23 protein-coding genes are annotated in these 24,540 nt (G+C 44.5%); 5 read left to right on the top strand and 18 right to left on the bottom strand.

Going from position 1 to position 24,540, the window contains the following annotated elements; translation table 11 throughout:
- Positions 1-7 precede the first annotated feature (7 nt).
- Both ACDZ28_RS16670 and ACDZ28_RS16665 read right to left on the bottom strand, forming a co-directional pair.
- On the bottom strand, positions 8-1,453 hold the full coding sequence (locus tag ACDZ28_RS16670; protein ID WP_375105250.1) for a rhamnulokinase family protein: 1,446 nt from the start codon (positions 1,451-1,453) through the stop codon (positions 8-10).
- Between the two features lie 30 nt (positions 1,454-1,483).
- Positions 1,484-3,250 (bottom strand): L-fucose isomerase, encoded by a 1,767-nt coding sequence (locus tag ACDZ28_RS16665; RefSeq protein ID WP_076121029.1) that lies wholly within the window; start codon positions 3,248-3,250, stop codon positions 1,484-1,486.
- Between the two features lie 238 nt (positions 3,251-3,488).
- Here ACDZ28_RS16665 and ACDZ28_RS16660 point away from each other — a divergent pair, with 238 nt between their 5' ends.
- Positions 3,489-4,259: a DeoR/GlpR family DNA-binding transcription regulator gene (locus tag ACDZ28_RS16660; RefSeq protein WP_042125399.1), complete on the top strand. Its 771-nt coding sequence runs from the start codon at positions 3,489-3,491 to the stop codon at positions 4,257-4,259.
- Between the two features lie 43 nt (positions 4,260-4,302).
- On the opposite strand, the gene ACDZ28_RS16655 is transcribed toward ACDZ28_RS16660, so the two are convergent.
- Entirely contained in the window at positions 4,303-4,971 is a 669-nt protein-coding gene (locus ACDZ28_RS16655) for an SGNH/GDSL hydrolase family protein (RefSeq protein WP_042125397.1), read from the bottom strand.
- Between the two features lie 109 nt (positions 4,972-5,080).
- Between ACDZ28_RS16655 and ACDZ28_RS16650 the strand changes: the two genes are divergently transcribed.
- On the top strand, positions 5,081-6,055 hold the full coding sequence (locus ACDZ28_RS16650) for an aldo/keto reductase family protein (protein ID WP_042125396.1): 975 nt from the start codon (positions 5,081-5,083) through the stop codon (positions 6,053-6,055).
- 57 nt (positions 6,056-6,112) lie between these two features.
- Here ACDZ28_RS16650 and ACDZ28_RS16645 read toward each other — a convergent pair whose 3' ends face one another.
- Complete coding sequence (locus ACDZ28_RS16645; RefSeq protein WP_375105249.1) at positions 6,113-8,788, bottom strand: YhgE/Pip family protein; 2,676 nt, start codon at positions 8,786-8,788, stop codon at positions 6,113-6,115.
- 234 nt (positions 8,789-9,022) lie between these two features.
- On the opposite strand from ACDZ28_RS16645, the gene ACDZ28_RS16640 reads away from it, so the two are divergent.
- Positions 9,023-9,550 carry a hypothetical protein gene (locus ACDZ28_RS16640; RefSeq protein WP_042125392.1) on the top strand — a complete coding sequence of 176 codons (528 nt, stop codon included), beginning with the start codon at positions 9,023-9,025 and terminating at the stop codon, positions 9,548-9,550.
- A gap of 76 nt (positions 9,551-9,626) precedes the next feature.
- Here the strand turns inward: ACDZ28_RS16640 and ACDZ28_RS16635 are convergent, their stop codons facing one another.
- Both ACDZ28_RS16635 and ACDZ28_RS16630 read right to left on the bottom strand, forming a co-directional pair.
- Entirely contained in the window at positions 9,627-10,592 is a 966-nt protein-coding gene (locus ACDZ28_RS16635; RefSeq protein ID WP_042125391.1) for a family 43 glycosylhydrolase, read from the bottom strand.
- 12 nt (positions 10,593-10,604) lie between these two features.
- On the bottom strand, positions 10,605-11,870 hold the full coding sequence (locus ACDZ28_RS16630) for a glycoside hydrolase family 27 protein (protein WP_375105368.1): 1,266 nt from the start codon (positions 11,868-11,870) through the stop codon (positions 10,605-10,607).
- A 418-nt stretch (positions 11,871-12,288) separates the two neighbouring features.
- Between ACDZ28_RS16630 and ACDZ28_RS16625 the strand changes: the two genes are divergently transcribed.
- A complete protein-coding gene (locus ACDZ28_RS16625; RefSeq protein ID WP_375105367.1) occupies positions 12,289-13,245 on the top strand; it encodes an ArsR/SmtB family transcription factor in 957 nt (318 codons plus the stop codon).
- A 130-nt stretch (positions 13,246-13,375) separates the two neighbouring features.
- Positions 13,376-13,534 (top strand): hypothetical protein, encoded by a 159-nt coding sequence (locus tag ACDZ28_RS16620; RefSeq protein WP_036675694.1) that lies wholly within the window; start codon positions 13,376-13,378, stop codon positions 13,532-13,534.
- Between the two features lie 175 nt (positions 13,535-13,709).
- Here the strand turns inward: ACDZ28_RS16620 and ACDZ28_RS16615 are convergent, their stop codons facing one another.
- The 12 genes from ACDZ28_RS16615 to ACDZ28_RS16560 all read right to left on the bottom strand — a co-directional run bounded on the left by ACDZ28_RS16615 (position 13,710) and on the right by ACDZ28_RS16560 (position 24,396).
- Positions 13,710-14,480 (bottom strand): class I SAM-dependent methyltransferase, encoded by a 771-nt coding sequence (locus ACDZ28_RS16615; RefSeq protein ID WP_042125386.1) that lies wholly within the window; start codon positions 14,478-14,480, stop codon positions 13,710-13,712.
- A 40-nt stretch (positions 14,481-14,520) separates the two neighbouring features.
- The gene (locus ACDZ28_RS16610; RefSeq protein ID WP_076121874.1) at positions 14,521-15,441 is read right to left on the bottom strand and encodes a S1 RNA-binding domain-containing protein; all 921 of its coding nucleotides are present in this window, start codon (positions 15,439-15,441) and stop codon (positions 14,521-14,523) included.
- On the bottom strand, positions 15,438-15,785 hold the full coding sequence (gene rsfS, locus ACDZ28_RS16605) for a ribosome silencing factor (RefSeq protein ID WP_042125383.1): 348 nt from the start codon (positions 15,783-15,785) through the stop codon (positions 15,438-15,440). Before rsfS ends, ACDZ28_RS16610 begins: the two co-directional genes overlap by 4 nt.
- Entirely contained in the window at positions 15,782-16,360 is a 579-nt protein-coding gene (gene yqeK, locus ACDZ28_RS16600) for a bis(5'-nucleosyl)-tetraphosphatase (symmetrical) YqeK (RefSeq protein WP_042125381.1), read from the bottom strand. The genes rsfS and yqeK overlap by 4 nt, the downstream gene beginning before the upstream one ends.
- Entirely contained in the window at positions 16,332-16,934 is a 603-nt protein-coding gene (locus ACDZ28_RS16595; RefSeq protein ID WP_042125379.1) for a nicotinate-nucleotide adenylyltransferase, read from the bottom strand. The genes yqeK and ACDZ28_RS16595 overlap by 29 nt, the downstream gene beginning before the upstream one ends.
- Before the next feature lie 34 nt (positions 16,935-16,968).
- A complete protein-coding gene (gene yhbY, locus ACDZ28_RS16590; RefSeq protein ID WP_042125377.1) occupies positions 16,969-17,262 on the bottom strand; it encodes a ribosome assembly RNA-binding protein YhbY in 294 nt (97 codons plus the stop codon).
- 57 nt (positions 17,263-17,319) lie between these two features.
- Complete coding sequence (aroE, locus tag ACDZ28_RS16585) at positions 17,320-18,195, bottom strand: shikimate dehydrogenase (protein WP_283936275.1); 876 nt, start codon at positions 18,193-18,195, stop codon at positions 17,320-17,322.
- A gap of 16 nt (positions 18,196-18,211) precedes the next feature.
- Positions 18,212-19,339 (bottom strand): ribosome biogenesis GTPase YqeH, encoded by a 1,128-nt coding sequence (yqeH, locus tag ACDZ28_RS16580; RefSeq protein WP_076121872.1) that lies wholly within the window; start codon positions 19,337-19,339, stop codon positions 18,212-18,214.
- Positions 19,340-19,341: 2 nt separating this feature from the next.
- A complete protein-coding gene (locus ACDZ28_RS16575) occupies positions 19,342-19,863 on the bottom strand; it encodes a YqeG family HAD IIIA-type phosphatase (protein WP_076121875.1) in 522 nt (173 codons plus the stop codon).
- A gap of 88 nt (positions 19,864-19,951) precedes the next feature.
- Positions 19,952-22,192 (bottom strand): DUF4129 domain-containing transglutaminase family protein, encoded by a 2,241-nt coding sequence (locus ACDZ28_RS16570; RefSeq protein ID WP_375105248.1) that lies wholly within the window; start codon positions 22,190-22,192, stop codon positions 19,952-19,954.
- 1 nt (position 22,193) lies between these two features.
- A complete protein-coding gene (locus ACDZ28_RS16565; RefSeq protein ID WP_375105247.1) occupies positions 22,194-23,438 on the bottom strand; it encodes a DUF58 domain-containing protein in 1,245 nt (414 codons plus the stop codon).
- 1 nt (position 23,439) lies between these two features.
- A complete protein-coding gene (locus ACDZ28_RS16560; RefSeq protein WP_042125369.1) occupies positions 23,440-24,396 on the bottom strand; it encodes a MoxR family ATPase in 957 nt (318 codons plus the stop codon).
- Positions 24,397-24,540 lie beyond the last annotated feature (144 nt).

Below are 24,540 nucleotides of genomic sequence, written 5' to 3'. Positions count from 1 at the left end.
TCGTATCCTATTTTTTAGAGTTCTTTCCCACAGAAGGCTGGTATGTCTTAAAGGTAAAGGATTGTGCCACGAACTCTTTCCCCTCGGAAACATCCAATTTTCCCAGCGCAGCCAGTTGGACAATGATATTGCCAATTCCACTGGCCTCCACAGGTCCCGCAACGACTTCTCTACCCGTAGCATCAGCGGTGAGCTGGCATAATAGCTCATTTTGAATCCCACCGCCAACCATATGAATGATAGTGATTGTCTTGCCGGTGATCTCTTCCATTTCTTCAATCGTTCTACAGTATGATTGCGCAAGGCTCTCAAGGATAACGCGTATAATTTCAGCTTTCGTATTAGGGGGCTGTTGCCCCGTCCGCTCACAATATTCCTTAATCCGCTGTATCATCACACCTGGTGTACTGAAGAGCGGGTCATTCGGATCAATGATCGCTGGCGCCCTATTAATCGTTTTGGCTAGTTCAACCATTTCACTTTGACTAAGATTCTCTCCTGCTTTCGCCCAATTCCTTTGGAGCTCCTGCAAAATCCATAGTCCCGTTGTGTTTTTTAGCAAACGGTTAGAATTACCGAAGCAACGTTCATTTGTGAAACCATATTCATAGCTTTTCTCTGAAATGACCGGTTCAGGCGTCTCCATACCCACCAACGACCACGTACCACAGCTTAAAAATGCTGCTTCATCCTTACGAGTATAAGGAATCGAAGCCACGGCTGAAGCCGTGTCATGTGAAGCGCCGGCGATCACTTTTATCGGTCCTACACTAAGCTCCTCTTGAATAACCGGTAGGATAGATCCAATAACCGTTCCCGCTTGGACTTGATGTGGAACTAGACTACTCGGAATTCCAAGCCTGCTCAATAATTCAGAGGAGGGTTCTCCAGAGACAGCATCCACTAAGCCGCTTGTGCTCCAGATGGTGCTCTCTGCTGCTTTAATACCAGAAAACAGATAATGAAATAGATCCGGCATCATCAAAATCGTATCCGCGTTCTCCATAAGAGAATCATTATCCTGAAAATCAGAGAACAGCTGATAGACTGTATTAATCACGCTTGGCTGAAGACCGGTCATACGGAATTGCTCTGCTGAAGAGATTAGCGCTTCCAATTGGAGACGGTGAGTCTCCATCCTCCGATCCCTGTAATGATGTGGGGAATAGAGCATCATTCCTCTTTTGTCGATAAAACCGTAGTCAACTCCCCATGTATCCACACTTAAAGACGTCAATTCTCCGTGTTGCCTAAAGGCTTTTTGCACGCCTTGCTTCATTTCGTGGAAAAGCCTCAGAGTATCCCAATATAAGTGCCCATTGATCTGTACCGGCGTATTCTCAAACCGATGAATTTCTTCCATTTGCAGTCTATCTCCATCATATATCCCCAGCATAACTCTTCCGGAACTGGCGCCGAGATCTATGGCTAGAAGCTTAATCGTATCAACCATTGTTCATCACACCTGCTTCACGGGAAGATTTTAGTAGAGGGGTCCAAAGTTCTGACATGCTCTATAATCTGCTCCCTCCAGATCTTCGGTACCAAATAGCGACCACACCCGAGGTCTAAAAATACGTGATTCCTCAACGTTATGCATACTGACTGGAATACGCAGAATAGACGCCAGTGTAATCAAATCCGCTCCAATATGCCCATAGCTGATCGCCCCATGATTTGCGCCCCAATTATTCATGACATCATACACCGATTGGAAAGAACCACTATTGGTTAACTTAGGCGCAAACCAGGTCGTTGGCCATGTCGGGTCTGTTCTTTGATCCAAGGTATGGTGAACATCTTCAGGCAGCTCAACCGTGTGACCTTCTACAAGCTGAAGAACAGGTCCAAGCCCTTTAACCAAGTTCAGACGAGCCATGGTCACCGGCATCCCGCCTTTAGTTAAATAATCTGTAGAGAAGCCGCCCCCACGGAAATATTCTTGAGAAGCCGGGCGGAATTGGGTATGGCTCAAACAAGCTTCCACCTCAGCCTCCGAAATTTCCCAAAAAGGTTTAATCGCAGGTTTACCGTCGATCGTCTGCTCACCCGTCCCATCAAGAGCAGCCGAACCAGAGTTGATCAAATGCAGTATTCCGTGAGCTGCCTCACCTTCTAATTGGTGACCCGTTACACGCTTAACTGCATCTGGACTCCAAAAGGTTCGAACATCCGCAAAGATTTGTGCAGTATTCGTAAGCAAATAATTGAATAGCATCGTTACTCCGTTCAGGCTATCATTCTCTGTCGCTACGATATAAGGTGAACGTTTGCCATTCCAGTCAAAGGAGGAATTCAGTATTGTCTCCATGAAATCCCCGTTAGGAAAATGATCTGTCCATTGGCGCTGACCTTGGAACCCACCTACAATCGCATTGTGGCCGTTAGCCTCTTCCTCAAAGCCTAGCTCAGCGAGAACAGGATTTCCGATCATCAGATCACGGGCGATCAATGTCATTTTCACACAAGTCTCCCACTGCTTCTCTTTCTCATCATCACTTATTTGCAGATGCTGTGGATTATTATCGGCACCAACTTGGCAGTTTTCTTTGGTCCACGTGAGTGCTCGCTTATATTCCTCTTTATCATAAATTTCCTCTTCAAAACGGCGCACATATTCTGACATATCTATATATTCATTACGCATTCCCAGATACTCTTGGAAGAACTGTTCATTCACAATCGATCCAGCAATCCCCATCGAAACAGAACCCATTGATAAATAGGATTTCCCTCTCATTTGAGCGACAGCCAACCCAGCTTTGGCGAACTGCAGCAATTTAGTCTGCACATCCGCTGGAATCTCCTCACTGCTAGACTCCTGAACATCCTCACCGTAGATACCAAACGCCGGAATTCCTTTTTGTGCATAAGCAGAGAGAACAGCAGCTAGATAGACCGCACCAGGGCGTTCCGTTCCGTTAAAGCCCCAAACCGCATGCGGGATCGAGGCGTCCATATCCATCGTTTCAGAACCATAACACCAGCAAGGAGTCACGGTAATCGATACGCCAACATTAGCCCCGGCAAATTTCTGAGCCGCAGCAGCAGCTTCTTTAACACCACCAATCGTAGAATCGGCAATGATGCATTCCACGGGGCGGCCATCCGGATAAAATAAGTTCTCTTCAATAAACTTAGCTACCCGCTGTGCCATACCCATGGTTTGAGCTTCTAGCGATTCGCGGACACCTCTTCTTCTGCCATCAATGGTCGGGCGGATGCCAATTTTCGGATAGTTTTCTATCACTGCTGTTCCTCCTCAAGATCATCATAGTATCATCGGTAATGGACCTATTTCTCCTTCATCATAAAATATGGAAACGCTTTAGTCAACATAAAACAACATATTTATAGATAAATTATGTGGTTTTATGTGGTATTAATATTATTATACTGTGGTATTATGTGAATATGAGGTTATTTCTTTGATTTATACAACAATGTAGTAAACTAGAAAGTAGATGATGATAGAGGTGAGTGAACGGATGAAAGCATTTGAACGGCGAGATTTAATCATTAATGAGCTGTATAGACAAAAGAAAGTCCATGTTGCTCAGCTGGCGCAAAAATTCAATGTCTCGGAAGAGACCATTCGGCGGGATCTGGATAAACTGGACAAGGAAGGACTTGCCAAGAAGAATTATGGCGGGGCGATCCTCAATGCCCACACGAATGAGGACCCTCCCTATGTTAGTAGACATCAGGTAAATATAGAGGCTAAACGTACGATAGCTGATCATGTTCTCCAATTAATTAATGATGGGGACAGCTTGGTGACGGATACGAGTTCAACCGTTTTTGAGGCCTTACGGAGAATTATAGAGGAGAAAAACAATCTTACGATTATTACGAACTCACTGGTTGTATTATCTGAATTTCAACACTCCGGGCAAAAGCTAATTTCCACCGGTGGAATACTAGGCCCCGAGACTAGCTCCTTCGTTGGACATACCGCCTCGCAGACTATTCAAAAATATAATGTGGACGTAGCTATATTCAGCTGTAAAGCGTTGTCTATGACTGGTGGGCTCAGCGATTCGAATGAAGAAGAAAGTGAATTGAAGATTCTTATGCAACAGCAGGCGAATAAAGTAATTCTGCTCGCAGATCACTCTAAGTTCGACAGGACTGCGTTCATTAAATTATTTAGTTTCGATAGAGTGGATTATATCGTTACAGACGAGAAGCCTTCTGAGGAATGGATCGAGTTTCTGAATAACTATCATATCTCTCTTATCTATGCACCCGCTGAGTAATCAGTAGGTGCATAAATTAAGATAAGGGGAAACCTTTATTTCACTAGTCGTTTAAAAGACCACTTTTCCCTACGATCTTCAGCCACTCCCCGGCAATCAGATCATGCCCGGCCGCTGTCGGGTGAACGCCGTCCCACAGCCAGTAGGCTGCATCTGTTCTACGAGCAGCTGCATCGAATGCTTCCTGTAAAGGAACAAACACCGCATTAAATTCTTCTGCAAGCTGCTTAACAACGCTCTGGTAATGCGTAATTTTAGCTTCCCATTCTTCCCATTGTTCTGCCGGAGCTCCGGTATTTAGAATAAAAGGCTCACACAAGACTAGCTTCGTTTGCGGAAGTACTTCCCCAGTTTCTTCAAGCACGTGACGGTACGCACGTTCAAAACGGTCCGTTACACCGCTTGGTTCCCCTTTCATTGTTCTCCAAAGATCATTAACACCAATCAAAATACTAATGATATTCGGCTGAAGGTAAATCGCATCCTCATTCCAGCGTGCATACAAATCGGAGATTCGATCCCCACTTATCCCACGGTTATAGAATACTAGATTCTGCTCAGCCTGTTCATTACCTAACTTGCCACCAATGATATATGCATAGCTATGTCCCAGAATATGATTGGGATCTTCATCACGACCACGGTTCCCGTCAGTGATAGAATCACCCTGAAATAAAATCACTTTTTTTGCTTTAGAAGTTGGACTAGTCATTACTATGATTCATCTCCTTGAAATCTTCTTTTACATGAAACATTCAAGTTGAATGTTCCATAAGATACAAGTAAAGTTAACATATACAACTCAAGGAGGGAAGAGAAATATGAAATACAGAAGACTTGGCAATTCAGGACTAAAAATCAGTGAAATCGGCTTAGGTAGCTGGCTTACATATGGAACAGCAGCAGAGCAAAAGGCTGCAGACGCCTGCATCAGCACAGCTTTTGAATGCGGTATCAATTTCTTTGATACAGCTAATGCCTATAACCGAGGTGAAGGTGAAAAAGCAATGGGTGCTGCTCTTCGCGCTTATGAAAGATCATCTTATGTGCTTAGTACCAAGGTGTTCTTCCCCATGGGAGACGATGTAAATAATCGCGGTTTATCTCGCAAGCACATTATGGAGCAGTGTGAAGCTAGCCTTCGCCGCTTAGGAACCGACTATATTGATGTTTATTTTTGTCATCGCTTCGACAGAGAGACGCCTGTAGAGGAAACCTTGCGCGCGCTTGACGACTTAACTGCACAAGGAAAAATTCTGTATTCTGCAGTAAGCGAATGGAGCGCAGCCCAGATTTCTGATGCCGCTGGTATTTCACGCAGACTAAATCTGCGTCCACTTATTTCTAATCAGCCCATCTACAACATGTTTGAGCGGTACATTGAAAATGAGGTGCTTGAGGTATCTCAGCGCGAGGGTCTTGGCCAAGTAGTCTTTTCCCCACTCGCTCAAGGAATTCTGACCGGTAAATACAAACCTGGTCAACAGCCTCCAGAAGGAACCCGCGCAGCGGATGATTCGGTAAATGGAGTCATTCGCAGCTACTTCCGCGATGATGTACTGACTGTTGTCGGACAGTTGGATGAACTAGCCAACAGCCTTGATTTGAAGCTGTCGCAACTAGCGTTAGCTTGGACCCTGCGGCAACCTGGTGTAAGTTCTGCAATTATTGGAGCCAGTAAGCCAGCGCAGGTGGAAGAGAACGCCAAAGCTGTTGATGCCGTTTTATCTCTAGATACTTTGGAGAGAATTGAAGAGATTCTAAAGCCAGTAGCCGACTTCGCTCCAGCAAGATGATCCAAAAGAGGTTGTACCAAAAGCCATAGCAATTGGCTTAGGTACAACTTTTTTTCCTTAGGAGATCAATTTCGATTCTTCGGCTTTCTCAGCTGCCTTATCGATATAACGCTCCAGCGGCTTCTTGAGTGTTAGCGCCAGTAAGAGTGCTATTACACCGAATAAGATCAAATAAAGACAATCGCGAATCGCCACTTCCGGCAGAATCCCCCCTACCGCTTCCCGCATTAGACTAATCGCATAAGTAAAAGGCATAAACGGATTCAACATCTGAAAGAAATGCCCTGTTGTACTGATTGGAAACGTACCGCCAGAGCTTGAGAATTGAAGTACCATAAATACGATCGCTATCCCCTTCCCTACATTGCCGAATACGGAGACCAGCGTAAATACAATCGTCACGAATACGATACTAATCAATACTGCAAAAAGGACAAACCACACCTTATCCACCACATAACATTTCAGAATAAAAATATTGCCAAGTACAGCCACCAGCGCTTGAAGAATCCCAACCGTAAGAAACGTCAGCAGTCGTCCAAAATACAACTGATATCGCTTGTACACAATCCCCTCCGTATCCACCCCCGTACGAAGAAGTGAGATAAGAAGTGTACTGCCCACCCATAAAGAAAGTACAACATAAAAAGGAGTCATAGCCGACCCATAGTTCGGAATAGGATATAACTTATTCTCTTTTAACACTACCGGATTGGCCAAAAAATCACTCTTGCTCTTAATATCCCCTCCGAGCAGCTCAGCAATTTCTCCCAGATCCACTTCATCTTTGATCTGACGAATGGTAGCTGCTGCTTTACGAATCGAATCTTCCAGGATTGGAAGATCATTTCGCACCAAGTCCGCTGCGACCGCCACCCCCTTATCCGCACGGGGGAGGCCTGTACGAATCAGATCAGAAATCTGATGCACGCGTTCCTCTACAGTCGGCAGATCCTGACGGACGAAATTTGCGGCTTGTTGTATCTTTTCCCCTGCGGCAGGCAAGCTGCTCTGAATAAGTGGAAGTGTATCGCGAATAAAAGCACCAAAGTTCTGTGTCTTATCTGCGACACCACTGGCTGCTGTATGTACCGCTTCACGAATCGCTGGTAAGTCCTGCTGTAGACTAGCCAAGCTCGATTGTCCGAATTCAATCGCCGACACGGTTTCTTCAAGTAGGGTACCCAGCGCAGATAGACGATCTGGAACCTGCTCCAGTGCTGTAGCTGTAGTCTCAGCAGCCGTAGTTAATTGCTCTAATGTATTTTTTATAGCAGGAATAGTTGCCGTTTCATATCTGGAAATAAGCTTAGCAACGGCTGCGTTCCCTTCATCAGATTTAAGGCCCAATTGCTCAACAATACTCGGATCAGGCTGACCATCCTTTTGAAGATCCGTTGCCAAGGAATTTACCAATGTAGTCTGTCTGCTCAAGACATTGTTTACATCCTTTAAAATGCTGATCTCCGCATTAGGCACTGTTCCTGGGGAGAATGTATCCAGTGCCGATAACAAAGAAAGCGTATGATCAATTACGCTACTTCCCGATGCTAAGTGAGCGGATACTAACTCAAGTTGCTCGCTCACCGCTTGCGGGTCTATATCCTTTCCCTGCAACTGTTCAAAAAGTTGAACTACTGTATTCTCTGTTTTTTGCAGGAAGTATATATTTTGTTTGAGGGCGGCAGGTACTGCTTCAAATGCAGCATTACTCTTCTCTAAAAATTGCTGAAGCTCCAGAACAAAATCATTTCCAGCGGCTGTAATCTTGTCGGCCTTAGGTAACGCAGTTAGGGCAGTATTAACAATCTTGTTAGCTCCAGCAAGACCTTCAGCCGCCTTATCCATGATTTGTTCAACTTCGCCAAAATGATTATCGAGTTGAACGATTAGCTGTGCGGCTTGTTCAATTTTGGGCAGCTTATCCTGCAGTGCATCTAAATGATCTGCAGCATCGGCTATTTGCGGCCAATGTTCAGCTATTTTTTCTAAAGCCAAGCCCGCCTTCTCTACCTCAGGCAGTTTGTTCTCCAATTTAGAGATACGCTCTGCTGATGCATGAATTTGTGGCCAATTCTCCTCAATTTTCAATACACTTTGGCCTGCCGTTTCGATCTCAGGAAGACTTGCCTCTAGCTTAAACAAACCTTTTTCTACCTTGCGTATAATAGGCAGTTCAGATTGGAACTTTGCATCAATTTCCTTTAAAGCAGTAAATACCGTTTCGCTAATCGTTTCCGTAAAATTCTCACTAATTTGCGTAGTGATTGAAGAGGCGCCTTTATCCGTGATTTTTGGAGCAATCGCATTTATCTTCTCATTGACGGTGTATTCGATTTCTGGTTTCACGATCCTGCCTTCAAGGATTCCCGTCATTCGCTTTGAGAAATCAGCAGGGATAACAATACTGGCATAATAGTCTCCACGTTTCACGCCGTTATGCGCAGCTTCTGCATCTACGAAGGTCCAGCCTAAGTTTTTATTATTCCGAAGACTGTCCATCACATCATTGCCGATATTGAAGCTCTTATCCTTCACAGTGGTTCCTTCATCCAGACTGGTTACAGCAATTTTAATGCCAGAGGTGTTACTGTAGGGATCCCATACTGCTGCAACATTAAACCAATCATATACAGAAGGTAATACTACCAAAGCAGCGATCAGGAACACGGCCACAGGAACCTTAAATACGTTGCGCCAGTCGTTCCTATAAATCCGCAATATTCCACCCATTCGTTGCTCCCCCTCATCTGTATGTTTTGACATTTTAATATGCCCGAGGAGACAAACATTTACTATCATTTTAGTGGATTCATGACCGCAATTGCTTTTCAGAAATATTTTTAAAAAAATGCAACAAAACCTGCTCCTCAAACGTAATAGAAGTAGATAGCCCGTTTAGGAAAAAACGTAGCGGGTAATAAGATATATACAACCTTTTTACATATCTCAAGGGGGAGATTTCTAATGTTTAAGAAAAAGTCAGCGTATGTGTTACCGGTTGTTGTTCTATTGTTTCTTTCCCTAATTACTACTGCTAGTACCGTTGGAACACGAGTGGATGCGCAAGATAGTGACAAGACTCAGCAACAGACGGTATATATCCATACTATTCAATCCGAAAATGGCAAGCTTTCCATTACAGCCGATGAAATAAACTGGTATCAGGGTGCTGATGCTGACCGAGTCTTTGCTGAAAGAGACCCAGAAGGTGCAGCAGAAATTGGCGGAGCTCCAGACGGCTACTATGTTGTTAATGATGTTGATACACTGACAACCTATCCGATAGCGGATAACGCAACAGTCACCATGCAGATCTATGATCACACTGGCAATATTGACGACCTAGACATTCAATGGAACGAAGCCATTACCTTACAGCAATTTATCGATCAATTTAATAACACGGATATCTTAGATTTAAGCCAGTTCCCTTATCACCTTACGATTCAGGACGGCGTAATCACTTCCATCGTACAACAATATATACCTTAAACAGCATCTCATAAAAAGAGGGTTTACCTAGCGGCCATTTACGTGGCTTATAGGTAACCCTCTTTTTAATAACGAATTATTTATTTGCGGCATCCTTAACAGGAACTCCAAAATTCGGTGTGCCATCTTCATTCCAATGGAAAACTTGTGCACGAGTATGACGGTTTGGATCATATAGAGGATCGCCAGTAATTTCTTTATAATTGCGGCAGTGGTAAATGAGCACATCTTCCCCATTTTCATTAACCGTAAAGCTATTATGGCCTGGACCGAATTGTCCATTTTCTTCATTCGTTTGGAAGACAGGATTCGGTAGTTTAGTCCATGAAGCTGCATCAAGAAGCTCGCTGTCTTCATCCGCTACCAATAATCCCATACAGTAGTTAAAGTCGGTAGCACTCGCCGAGAAACTGATAAAGATACGTCCGTTGCGTTTCAATACTGCTGCCCCTTCGTTTACTTTGTACCCAATAATTTCCCAGTCATGCTCAGGAGTCGCAATCATAGTCTGAGGACCTGTTAGTGTCCACGGATTGCTCATTTCAGAAATATACAGATTAGAATTCCCCTCAATATTCAGGTCCTTCTGAGCCCATACATAGTACAGTTTTCCTTTATGCTGAAACGTAGTTGCGTCCAGCGCGAACGATTCCCAAGCGGTCTTCACTTGGCCTTTTTCTTCCCATGTTCCTTCTAAAGGATTTGCAGATGCATTCTCGAGCGCAAACATCCGGTGATCGAACAAACCATCTGTCGTCTCCGTCGTGCGGGCTGCGGCAAAGTAAATGTACCACTTTCCGTCAATGTAATGAATTTCCGGCGCCCAAATGTTAGCACTAAGCGGACCCGTCTCATACTTGCGCCATACTACAACTGGTTCTGCTGTAGTCAATCCTTCGATCGTTGTCGATCTTCTAACTTCGATCCGGTCATATTCTGGAACAGAAGCGGTGAAGTAGTAATAACCATCCGTATGTTTATATACCCATGGATCAGCACGTTGCTCCACCAATGGGTTGTTGTACTCTCTACTCGTATCCATACTCTCTCTCCTCTAGATAAGCTTTAGCAATACTGATCCATGCGGTGGAAGAACCTGCGTAATCCCTTCATTAATAACCTCCAGGTCGCGGCTTTGCCACAGATCACGGATCGTTCTTGGAATTGAAACATTAAGCTGTTGGAACGGTACCTGAAGCGTTGATTCTTCATCACTGAGATTAAACAATGCTACATAATGGTTTCCTTGTTCATCCTCAGAAGTCCAGATCGCATACTTCTCATTCAGATCCATCTGTCTGCCACCCTTACCAAAACGATGCAGATGAAGTACTTCCTTATTGGTTAACAAAGATAATGTCCACTCATCATTGTCTCTAAGCTCTCCCCCAAACATTAAAGGGGAACGGAAAATCGTCCAGAGCGTCATCATGGTAACCTGTTCCTCAGGAGTAAACCGTGTAAACCGGTCTCCCCCGCCATCAACGGAACGAATCCCAAGATGACCTAGCGGCAGCATATCACAATCCGGCCAATGGCCTGGCTGAACGTAGGGAGCCCACTTCTCACACCGCTCGAACATTCCACGCAGCAAATGCCAATGATCCCAATAATCGTCGGTCATTCTCCACAGGTTAGCATGTTCAGCTAAGTGTTCAGCCTCTTCTACTGGAGCAGGTCCAGGGGAAAGACTAAGCACCATCTCGCGACCGCTGCGGTCGATAGCCTTACGGATCATAGCAACTTCGTCTTTGTGATACCCATAAATACGTGAAGCAGCAATATCATCCACTTTCACATAATCTACACCCCAACTTGCATACAGCTGGAACAGAGAATCATAGTAAGCCTGACTGCCTTCTTTAGAAGCATCTACTCCATACATATCTGTATTCCACGGACAAATAGAATTGGGATGAGCGATATCACGTGCAGTTTGCTTAGATCCTAGTATGGCACTGGCCGAATGAACAGCCTGACGTGGGATTCCGCGCATAATATGTATGCCAAATTTCAACCCTAGACCATGTACAAATTCAGCCAGTGGAGCAAAACCTTTGCCACCCTTTGCAGAAGGAAAACGATTCTCTGCCGGTTGAAGTCTGGAATACTCATCCATGACCAGCGGTACAAAATTGCGATATTGTGAGGAGTTCGCTCCAGGCTCATACCACTGAATATCCACAACTACATATTCCCAGCCAAAATCCTTCAAATGAGTGGCCATATATTCGGCGTTGCCTCTTACCTCTTCTTCATTAACACTAGCTCCGTAACAATCCCAACTATTCCAGCCCATCGGTGGCGTTGCAGCTAACATAATGATTTCCACGTCCTTTTCTAAGTCTCACTCCTAGCTCCTACTCTTATCTCTAATCACAAACCATAAATTCAGCATCGGCCATTTTGCCTTCTTAAGGATTAATAAGCATTCAATTTCAGTTTAAAAATAGCATAGACAAAAAGACTTGTAAATATATTTAATTAAACCTTTTTATATTATTATAAAATTAATAACAAAAGTGACGAAATTTCCGTTAAAAATCAACCTAAATCGTGAATTTAGTTTACAATTATTTAAATTTAACTGCATTAAATGCAAAAACAGGAAATAAAACACCCGTATTTTTTGTTTTTCTACAAAATAAGGAAGGATGCTTTATTTATATGCTATATTAGTTTATAATTTCATAAAACAGTATTCATTTATGATCCATTTGGAAGAAGGTATTGATAAAATGATCTATATTAAAGATTTAATGAGTGGTCTTGAAATTTTCAAAGCGCTAAGCTCTGAAATCAGAATCCTCATCCTCGAACTTTTAGCTACCAATCAAGCACTAAACCTGAATGAAATAGCCAAAAAACTGAACCTTAGCAATGGCGCAATTACGATGCATATTAAAAAGTTAGAAGAAAGCGGTCTCATCGAAATAAACACATCCGTAGGCAAACATGGTATTCAGAAGGTCTGCTATTTGAATAAAGATAAGCTTATTGTTGATCTTCGCAGCAAGGATGTTGATAATCTCTATGAAGTAGAAATCCAAGTAGGACATTACAGCAACTATCAGGCCGTTCCGACCTGCGGACTCGCTACTAAAGACAGTATTATCGGTGACTTCGACGAGCCCCGTTATTTCGCAGATCCTCAGCGGATTAAATCCGAGATCATTTGGATGGCAGAGGGCTTTCTCGAATATAGAATTCCGAACTATCTTAAAGCTAATCAAACGTTCCGCGAAATCCAATTCTCGATGGAGATCGGCTCTGAAGCCCCTGGATCTAACGATAACTATCCCTCCGACCTTTATTTCTACTTAAATGGAATAGAAATCGGATACTGGACTAGTCCGGGAGATTTCGGAGACACCCGAGGAACGTTTAATCCAGACTGGTGGCCGCCACATTTAAATCAATACGGTATGCTCAAGCTGATCCGTATTAATAATGAAGGTAGCTTCATTGACGGCTGCCGAATTTCTGACGTAACTCTGGATGACATTCAGTTGGATTATAAGAGCGAGCTTACTTTCCGGATAGCTGTAACGGACAAGCCTGTAAACAAACGCGGGCTCACCATTTACGGTAAACACTTCGGCAACTACAGCCAGGACTTACTCGCGCGTGTCCTATATGATGTACATGAAGTAGAAATTGGCGCTTCTCGTACTGCCGTTACCTTATCAGAGTAAAATTACTGCTAAACAAAAAGACCTTAGAACCAGTAATAACTGGTCTAAGGTCTTTTTAAGCTTTGTATATTTTTTTGAGTTTGATCCATAATAACCTTGTCTCCCAAACCACCGAGAAGGAGTGTTTCGAATGCGTGAAGGTCTAATTCCCGCTGTTCTTGGAACCGTCGTAACCGCTTCTAGCGCCGCTTTTCTTGGAAGCAAGTATAAGATGGCAGCAACAGGCGTACTTGGATTTGGTCTGGCTCATGTCGTATTGGGTGCCATTGATCTGTTTGAGCATCGGTAAGGATTGGAAGATGCCGGGTGGCATAAACACTGCCCGGTTTTTTTGATGTTCACATATTGGCGAGAACATTCAATGGAGCATACGGACGAACCACACCGAACCCATAAAAAGAAGGGCCCTCCCATCAGCTATTTTCATAGCTTTTGGGACAGCCCTTCTTAGTATTTCTGAATATTCATTTTATAGCAATATAAAATAAACGTTCCGCATCATCATCCGCCTCTATCCACTCGAAATCGGCGTAAGTCTTCACTTCACTAAATCCAGCCTTAAGCAGCTCATCCTTCATCCACTGAGGATCATAGGCACGCTGAATATGTGTTTCTTCGAAACGGCGATATACATCACTCCGTCCCTCTTCCCGCGCGAAAATGGACAGATGATGTTCTATCTCACGGCGTGGAACATCCATTTCACAAGTCCAAATATAAGACACCGACGGTTCGTCCAGAACAAAGGGCTGCTCTTCTTCATAACGGATTAGTGTGTTTGGATGATGAACATCGAACAGAAAGGTACCGCCTTGCTTCAGTCCTGCAAAGGTACTAGCAAAGACAGCTCTGATATCGTCTTCTTCCAGCACATAATTCAGACAGTCACAGAAAGAAATCACAGAATCCACAGGCTCTGGAAGCTCCCATTCCTTCATGTTTTGTCTAATCCATCGAACACTACCTTCGCGCAAAAAGCGCCGTCCATGGGGATGCTCCTCCATTTTGCGCTGTGCCACTGAGAGCATATCTGAAGATAGATCGATTCCGGTCATATGATACCCTGATCCTGCCAAAGGAATGGTGATACTCCCTGTGCCGCAGCCAAGCTCAGCCACGGTTACAGGCTTACCGTATTTGCTCCATGCGGTTTCAGCAAAGGAGATCCAGTCAGGATACGGCATATCTGCCATGAGCTCATCGTATACATAAGCAAATTTCCCATAGGAAGACACTAGTACACCGCTTTCTATTACATCATTTAATATGATTCTGTTATTCAGAGGTTTCTTTATTTCCCTCGGTTGAACCTTCCTCTTCCTTAGGAGCAAGATACGTCCAATTCTCTTTTTGGGTAATATGGCCTTCCTTCATCAGCTTTCCAAGCGCACGCTTAAACGCTGATTTGCTAATTCCGAAACGCTGCTTGATAATGTCGGGTGGTGTTGCATCCGAATAAGGCATCGCTCCACCCGGACGGGCATGTAAGAACTCCAAAATCTTGGCAGAGTCTACATCCATGCCTACCTCTTTACGGAGACCCATAGAAAGGTTAACACGACCATCTTCGCGAATATGGGAGACACGTGCTTCGAACTGTTCTCCAAGACGCAGTAGACGACTCCGTTCAGAGGAATGGACCATTCCGATAATACCAAAGCCTAAAACCCCAGCATCTACAAGAACAAAAGTCCCCATCTGCAGCGGTTTGTACACCCGGGCTGTTACAGTCTGTCCCATCCAGGATTCAGGTGCAGGAAGTGCTAGCGGAGCTAGTTCCTGCTCTCCGGCTAATTTAGCACGAAGACGCCCCTGTTTATCATGTTCCATAATCGCATACACATAGTCACCGATCTGAGGGCGCAGCTCTGGAAGCTCTGGAAGCTCACGAATGGGCAGCAGAAGCTGCCGTCCAAGGCCCATTTCCAAGAAGCAACCTAGACGCGGATGAATATCAGCTACTTCCAATAAAGCCATCTCACCCAACGTTAGAAACGGTTTCTTCATCGTTGCCGCAAGACGATCCTCGGTATCAAAGAAGATAAAGACTTCAACTTTATCGCCTGTCTTAACCTTCTCGGTAAGCTCTGTATAATGCAGCATAACATCCTGATCTCCTGCATTCAGGAAAAATCCGTATGGGGAAACTTCTCTTACTACATTAAGTGTAACTGTAGTTCCTGCAATCAGGCTCATACAGTCTCCACTACCTTCGCATCCGACCACAGACGCTCGATATTGTAATATTCACGTTCATCGCGGTGGAAAATATGAACGATAACATCCCCAAGATCCATCAGCACCCAGCGTGCTGAATCCATTCCTTCAATCCCCTTGATTACGCCGCCTGCTTCATGGACCACTTTGCGGACTTCGGTAGCAATGGACTGTACTTGGATATCCGAATTACCATGACACACGATGAAGTAATCACTAATCGGTGAAACAGTACGCAGATCTAATGCCACTACGTTCATTGCTTTTTTATCTTCCACAGCCTTAAGGGCCAGTTCTAACAGCTTGCTTGGTTGTACACTCATATTTTATCCTCCAATATTCTAACTAAATCATTACGTGCCAGTACCGTTAACGGAAAGATTACTCGGCGTTTTTCCAGTAACAAACTAATCGTAGAATCAAATCCCGCAACTAGTCCTTCTTCCAAACTTACTTTTGCCAGCTTACGTATCTTATCAACCCCTGGAAAATCGCGGCCAGGCTCGATATAGTCGGCGAGACAGACAATTTTCTCAAGTAAACTCATGTCTTCACGACCTGAGGTGTGAAAACGGATCGCATTCAGAATATCTGGATCTGTGATCCCATAATCATGCTCTGCTACAAAGGCACCTACTTCCGAATGCCACAACTGCTTGTCATGATTCAGAAGATTCAAGTTCAGATGATTCTGCTCGATAATCTCCTTCATTCTCTCCACAGGCCAATACTTGGCCACATCATGCAGAATTGCCGCTGTCTCCGCACGCTCAGGATCAGCGCCATATTGCTCCGCTAGTTGAATGGATGACTCCATGACGCCCAGTGTATGCTTCCAGCGTTTAGCAGGCATTTGTGTTGAAACCGCCTCAATTAGAGCTTCGCGACTGTATGCCATACAATCCACTCCTTTGAACAAAATCGAACACTGCCTCAGGTACCATATAACGAATGGATTTGCCCGCTGCAGCCCGTTCTCTTAACATCGTTGACGAAATATCAACCAGAGGCATATCTGCTAACAGCACTTTTTCTGCGATATATGTTGGCAATGCTTCTAGATCAAGAGGTGTTCCCGGACGACCTACGCCGATAAATGTAAGCCGCTGCACAAGCTCTTCAATCTCGTTCCATTTCGGTAAATACTGGACCATATCCGCTCCAATGATGAAATAAAGATCGAAATGCGGATACGCCTCTTGCAGCCGTCTTATGGTCTCGTACGTGTAGGAAACGCCACCTCTGACAACTTCCCAGTCTAATGTGCGAAAAGCTTCATGATTCTTTATCGCTTCCTGCACCATTGCCAGCCGATCAGCTCCAGATACTCCTGCCTCATGTTTATGAGGCGGAATATGAGAAGGCATAAACCATACTTCTTGAAGTCCATAAGTTTCTCTAGCTGCTTCCGCTGCCATCATATGACCGATATGAAGAGGATCAAAGGTACCTCCCATAATTCCAACTTTCAAGAGGACGACCTCCTCGGTAGTATGCTTTCAGGTATTAGCGTGGCAGCTCAATGGTTTTGTTATCACGTGATTCCTTGTACAGTACAATGGTCTTGCCGATCACTTGTACAAGCTCAGAACCCGATTGTTCGGCAAGTAGCGCGCCGATTTCCTTGGGATTCTCAATATTATTGCTCAGTATACTAATCTTCATTAGCTCACGCTTCTCAATAGCTTCTTCAATGTGACGTACGAGGTGATCGTTTACTCCACCCTTACCCACTTGAAAAATAGGATCGAGATGATGAGCCAATGAACGAAGATACCGTGTTTGTTTACCAGTTAACATAAATGAATAACTCCTTAATTAACATATATTATTACCCTAAATTGATGAATCCATTTCTTACTCTTTTCCACCCAGACAATGGAGTATAGTCTGTCGCATGATTTCCGTAGGAGCTGGTTGCCCTGTCCAATACTCCAATGCATAAGCTCCCTGATAGACAAACATCCCGAGGCCTCCATGAATCGTACAGCCCCGTTCAAGTCCTTCTAACAATAGCCGAGTATGCAACGGATTATAAATCAGATCACTTACGACCATGCCTGCACGAAGCAGTCCAGGGTCTATCGGTGTCTCATCCATATGAGGATACATTCCTACGGAGGTAGTATTGATCAGTACATCAACACCATCCAGCATTTCCGCCACTTCGTCCATGCTAATCCCGATGACATTCCCTTTGCCTTGGCAATCTGCAGCCAAGTCCCGTGCCTTATCAGCACTCCGATTAGCGATAAGGATAGAAGAAGGCTTCTCCTGAAGCAGCGCAGCAACAATTCCTCTTGCTGCTCCACCGGCTCCAATCACCATAATCTTCGTATCTGACAAATCAGAAATGGCTTCCGCTTTAAGCGAACGTACATAACCGATTCCATCCGTATTATATCCAGTGAGTATCCCGTTATTATTAACAATCGTATTGACTGCACCAACGGCTACCGCACTTTCATCTAATAGATCCATATGAGCCATCACCGCAACCTTATGCGGAATCGTCACATTTACCCCACGGAACCCAAGCGTGCGAATTGCCTGCACCGCATTCTCCAGATTCTCCGGAAGGATATGAAGCGGCACGTAAGCACCCGGAATTCCCAGTGCTTTCAGTGCTGCTTCATGCATAATAGGAGATTTTGATTGTATAATAGGATCTCCCATTACACCCAGCAGGATATTCCCGGTATTGTAGTCCTCGGTTGCAGTTATCAAAGACACTGTAATAGCCTCCCCGTTAGATCATCGAAGGGCGGGTAAGCACCTTCACGCCACGCGGAACGTGGATAGCCACGACTGCGCCTTCTGTCCCGTTGACCTTAATCCATCCCAAACCTGAAATATAGAGATCGCTCCGACTGCCTTTATTAATTCGGAACTCATGCCGTTGCCATGGTGGCAGCTTGTCCATCCGATCACTTCCTGGAGGGGACAACATTTCACCTCGATGGTCCGCATAAAGAGAATCTGCACGTTCCAGCTTCGTACGATGGATTTTTAAAGTACCGCTAATAAAGCAAGTGAACGATTGATGCTGACCTTGCACGAAATCAAAACGTCCCAGTCCGCCAAAGAATAGCGTCTGTCCTTCATTCAACTGATAGACAGCAGGCTTCAACGGATTGGCAGGCATAACTGCATCCAAATCCTGACGTTCAACTAGTTCACTATAACGCCATGGATACACAATCCCTGGCGTATCTATAATATAGTGGCCATCATCCAGTGGGATTTTGACCGTATCGAGTGTTGTGCCAGGGTAACGCGAGGTGGTTAACTCCTGCTCCAAATCACTATAGTCCGAAATCAAACGGTTGATAAGCGTGGATTTCCCTACATTCGTAGCACCCACTACATAAACATCACGTTGACCACGCAGTTCTGTTACAGCTTCCAGCAAACGGTCGAAGCCTTGGTTACGTTTCGCACTACAAAGTACGATTTCAGCTGTCCGCAATCCTTCTTCTTTACAGCGTTGCTGCATCCAGTTACGCAGTTTATTCCAATTCGTAACCTTAGGTAGCAGATCACATTTATTGACTGCAAGAATAACTGGGTTATTACCGACAAACCGCTGAAGGCCGGAAATCAAGCTGCCTTCAAAATCGAAAATGTCAACAATATGAATAACAAGTGCATTCTTCTCCCCTACCCCACTCAGCAAGCGAAGAAATTCATCCTGGTTCACAGAAACAGATGAAGCCTCGTTATAATTCTTAATCCGGAAACAACGTTGGCAAATCACAGGGTCCCGATCTAGTGCGACTTCCGGAAGGTATCCTGGTTGATCCTTATGCTCCGTCTGAAGCTTAATCCCACAACCGCTGCACTTCTCAGGACGCTGTGTTTCACTTTGTTCGTTCATTACTATTTATCCTCCTCGTGCCACAATCCTTTTTTACGAAGCCGTGTCAGAGCAACTCGCTCTACCCGGCGATTAAATCTTGTGCCGAACCCTTCATCCTTAACGGAGATTGGCAGCACCAATACGGTATACAGACCAAGCCGATTGCCGCCGTATACATCTGTAAGCATTTGGTCTCCCACCACAATCGTTTGCTCCGGTGGCAACTCCATCTGCTTCATCGCTTTGAGAAAAGGAGCATTACTCGGTTTACGAGCCTGATGCACAAATTCAATATTAAGCGGTGTAGCAAAGCGTGACACCCGATCCATGTTGTTATTGGATACGATGATGAGCTTAAAGCCCACTTCCTTCACCTTCTCAAACCATAACAACAGCTCCGGAGTAGCCACAGGCGCTTTGGCACCGACCAGTGTGTTATCCAGATCCGTAATGATTCCACGGTATCCCTGTCGATACAGCTCTTCTAGAGAAATATCGAATACCGTCTTCACCCGGAGTTTGGGAACTAACATTTCAAACAATACGTTCACCTCGATTTCATACAAAAAACTATAACATACTCCATGCGCTACGCAAATAAATCTATATCAATGATTTACTGCAATCGCGCTATTTCTTGGATCTAATCGTTCTCCGCAGCCGCAAAGCTTCAGTATACACGCTCTGCCAGTCTTTGTCTTCAATAACATCAGGGCTATACTTCGCTTGTTCAAACATCGTTAGCAGTGATGAAAGATGATTGGCCACAGCGGGGCGTTCCTGACTCCAGCGGACTACGGCTTCACGCAGTGTTTCATGTTCTTCTTTCATTATTCCCTTACGATGCAAATACCTTACCCAGCGCTCAGTTTCCGCCACAACTTTCTGATCAGGTGTTAATGGACGACCCATCCGCATCTGTTGAATGAAGAAGCGAAGCTTAAAGCGCATATGCCAAGTTTTAATAATTGTCCAGGAAAGCAGTACAACCACTGCCGCCAAAACTACCCATAAACCTACATGTAAGCCTTGATCTCCTTGTGTATTAGTTACAGGTGCTGGTGTAGGTTCTGCTGCATCTTCTTGATCTTCCGGATCTGTTTCAGGTATTTGCTCATTCTGAGTCAGAAGAGGCACATTAAATCCCGGAGTAGCTTCAACCGGAATCCAACCATACTCACCAAAATAGACCTCTGCCCAAGAATGGGCATCTGCATTGGTAATCGTATAGTTATTGTTCGCTGCACCCGCCTGCTGCTGCGCCGGATTCATAGGCATTTCTGGCTGTTCCCCAGGTGCATACCCCTTAACCCATCTTGCAGGAATGTTAAGGGACCGTGCCATAGTAACCAGTGCCGTAGAATAATAATCACAGTAGCCTTCCTTCAGCTCAAACAAAAATCCATCCACAAAATCCTTACTTGAAACGCGTGATATATCCGGCTTGTTGGTATATGGAAAGGTTTGTTGTAAGTATTGTTGCAAAAGCGCTGTTTTTTCATACGGTGTTGTTGCTTGTGCTGTAATTTCCTCGGCCAGTTCCTTAACCCTTTGAGGGAAATCGTCAGGTAGCTGAAGGAAGCTTTCCTCCAGATCATTACCTTTGTATAGCTCCTCATAGGTCTTCGCTGTCAATTCCTGAACAGGAATGACAGGAACTTCAGAAGTCACCTCAAAGCTCGAAGGATAATCGCGGTTCTTCCCATTAATATCCCATAAAAGCTCGCTATCACGATCTCTCCAAAAAAGACCTTTTCCAGCTTCCTCATCATTTAACGAATCCACCGATGTAACTGAATACGCACCGAACAACACAGGAAATTCATTATTGTTAAGCACTCTAACCGTTTGTTTCAATGTTCGGGTAGTGACCTTAGGGGCAGCATTTTGCTCCAAGAGTTTACCTGTCTCCACTTCTTCTAAAGGTCCCCGCTTCAATCGATCCTTATCCGTCCATCCGCTTCCGGAGTAGATCCTGCGTGTCTCTCCACGCATATAAATCCGCAAGTCCGAAACCACTGTCATCACCGGAGTATAATCGAAGTTAAAGCCCCCACCCAGATTATCATCATTCAGACTGTAGCCAGACGAAGTATTATTAATAGAGGAGCTTGAGCCCGTATTGGATTTCGATGTTCCAGTTGTGCTCTTACCAGAAGACTTTCCATTTCCATTCCATTCTTGCCATGCTGTATATGGATCCGTCAAAGTAGGCCTTACATCCGGCATATTCACACCGATTAGGATAACCAAAGAGAAGACGATTGCGATATTCATGACTATTTTCGAGGGATATTCCATCAAATGTACCCATCCACGCGGATAATGTAGCTGAAAACTTCTCAGGTGCTGGCTGACAAGCCATCCCATACCCGCAAATACCGTCCAAGCCACTTCTTGCCACAATACAATAGACGTAAAGGAATCAAGGGCCGCCAGCGCTACAATGTTCATTCCAATAAACCATAAGATACGCTTCTTCGAGGATACCCACCAAGACGAAAGCAACAGCAAAGCAGATGCACCAATTGCAAACCAGATATACGGCACCATATGAACACTAATATCCTGGAGCCTATCTGCAAGGGTTAATGCCCATGGGTCAGGAACATAAATCCCATAATTAGTAATGGTTCGATAAACGATATAGATAATAGCTACTGCTTCCATCAACAGTCTAAACTTAACTTTAACAGGGATAAGAATTTCAATGACTGTAATCGTTATTAAAGCAGCCCATACAGAAGCAGTGGTTTGATTTAACCAGATGGGTTCCGTATAAGAAATCCACTGCTGTGCAATAATCAATAGCCAAAATAGGCCAATGGAACGGTGCCAGGAGAATTTCATCTGATTCCACCAGGTTCTCATATCAGCCCTCCCCTCCTAACACGGAAGGAAGCTCTTGAAGTGAGCTAATACCATAACCGTTTATTCCACGTGATCTAAGGACATCAATCCAATCGTTACCTTTATTCATCTCTGCCGAATTTCGCACATGAATGTGAGAAGCTGTCATCCCTCTGCTGTCAGCCCAACGCAGTGCATCAAGTACAGGCTGTCCACGCTGCGGGCTGATCAACACGAAGTAAGAACCCTTAGGAAACATACGGTATCCTTTTTCCAATCGGGAGATAAGCGGACCCCGCCCTTCAGCGTTAAGATCGATTAAATACTGAATCATCTTCTGTCGTTCAGCAGCACCTTCAACGGGTGCAAATACCTTCGTGGTTTTATCCAAACAACATAGGCCAATTCCAATTCTCTCTCGAATTCCAAATCCGAGTAGTGATGCCGTCACAGAAACTGCTAATTCAAATTGATTCGTATTCATATAAGCTGATGCGCTTCCGTCAAGAACTAGAATGGTTTTGGGAATCGACTCATGCTCAAACTCTTTGGATTTCCAAGAACCGGTCTTAGCAGTGGCATTCCAGTGAATTCGCGTCAAGCGATCACCGTATACATAGTCACGGACGCCATTAATTTGTGTGGTTTCACGCCGAGATTGAACAACGGAGGTCTGCGGCCCTGATAGCCGAGACTTCCTCTCATATAACTGCCAGCGCGGAACGTAGATCGCACGAGGCAACACCTGAAACTGTCCTTCAGATAAAAATGTCCCTTTATGCTCGACTAGCCCAAATATATCTTGGCTGATAATATCCGTATTAGCGAACGTGTAGGTACCACGCTCTAAGGCTGGTGTCTGAAACTTCAGTTCCCCAATGCCTCTGAGGCTTGGGACCACACTCTCTTCAAACACCCACGATTCTCCATTATGCCGTTTAAGCACCTCTCTTACAACTACGTAAGGCAAGGGCAAAATGCCGGGGATTGTAACCTTAAGTTTTACACGAAGATGCCCTCCTGCAGAGAGCAAATCCCCTTTGTCCTGTTCAGAAAAAAGACTGCGAGTGCCCTTAGCTCGCCGAACGCCTCCTAAACCTCCAGCAATCAAATATGCAATAAGTACAGAGACCATGATAAACAACATAAATGCCGTTTTCCCGCCCTGAAAAAGTACATATAAGAGTGTAATGCTCCAAATTACAAGGATGCTTACGAGCTTAGATGGCTGAATGATGGCTGCTACCGACGACAAATAACGTCTCATATCATTGCCTCATCGTAACAGGCACATGAATGCTCTGCAGAAGCTTTTGAAGCAAAGATTCTACGCTAATATTATCAAGGCGCGACTCTGGACGCAGCAATATCCGATGACCCAAGGCAAATGGAGTAAGGATCTTCACATCATCAGGCAGAACATAGTCTCTTCCCTGCAAAAAGGCATAAGCTTTACAAGCCATCATAAAGGATAGTGACGCACGTGGACTTGCACCTAGCATTACTAGTGGATGCTCTCTTGTCTGCCGTACAATATCTAACAAGTAATTCAGTACAGGATCGCTCATAAAGATGTCGCGAATCTCTTCCTGAATCCCTGCGATTTGTTCCATGCTTGTTACTGGCGAAAGCCTGTCCACTGGTTGGCCTTCCTGATGACTCAACAATAGATTTTTCTCAGTCGCTGCATCAGGATATCCAAGGCTAATTCTTAGCATAAATCGATCCAATTGAGCTTCAGGAAGCGTGTAAGTTCCCTCAAAATCTATCGGATTCTGGGTAGCGCACAACATAAAAGGATGCGGAAGTGGATACGTCTCGCCATCCACAGTTACGTTTCGTTCCTCCATCACTTCGAGAAGTGCGGATTGTGTCTTCGTTGTAGCACGGTTAATTTCATCAGCTAGCAGAATATTCGTCATCACCGGACCTGGCCGGAAATGAAACATCTCATCCCTAGGATGATACACAGAAACACCTGTAATATCACTTGGAAGTATATCCGGATTACACTGAATCCGGCGGTATTCACCGGACATTGATCTTGAAAGTGCTCGTATTAGCTGAGTTTTTCCTGTTCCCGGTACATCCTCGATCAATACATGACCACCAGCAAGCAGTGCAGTTAACAGTAATTGTATTTCAAATGATTTTCCAAGTATGCAGGATTCCAGATTAGTGCGTACAGCATTCATGATGTGCATCGATTCTTGACGTACGGGCATATATGATCCTCCTAGCCAGAATTAGCAGTATTATTTATATTTTACATGATTAGGGGACCCAAAGTACATTGTTGAAGATCACGAAGTCAGTATACAAAAAAAACCATAAGATGAAACATCCTACAAGTTTTAAACAAAAAACGG

Origin of the sequence: Paenibacillus sp. RS8, assembly GCF_041956825.1 — a bacterium.
Taxonomy (GTDB): Bacteria; Bacillota; Bacilli; order Paenibacillales; family Paenibacillaceae; genus Paenibacillus_AQ.
Note: the sequence above shows the minus strand (reverse complement) of the source record. Positions and strands in the feature narration are given on the sequence as shown.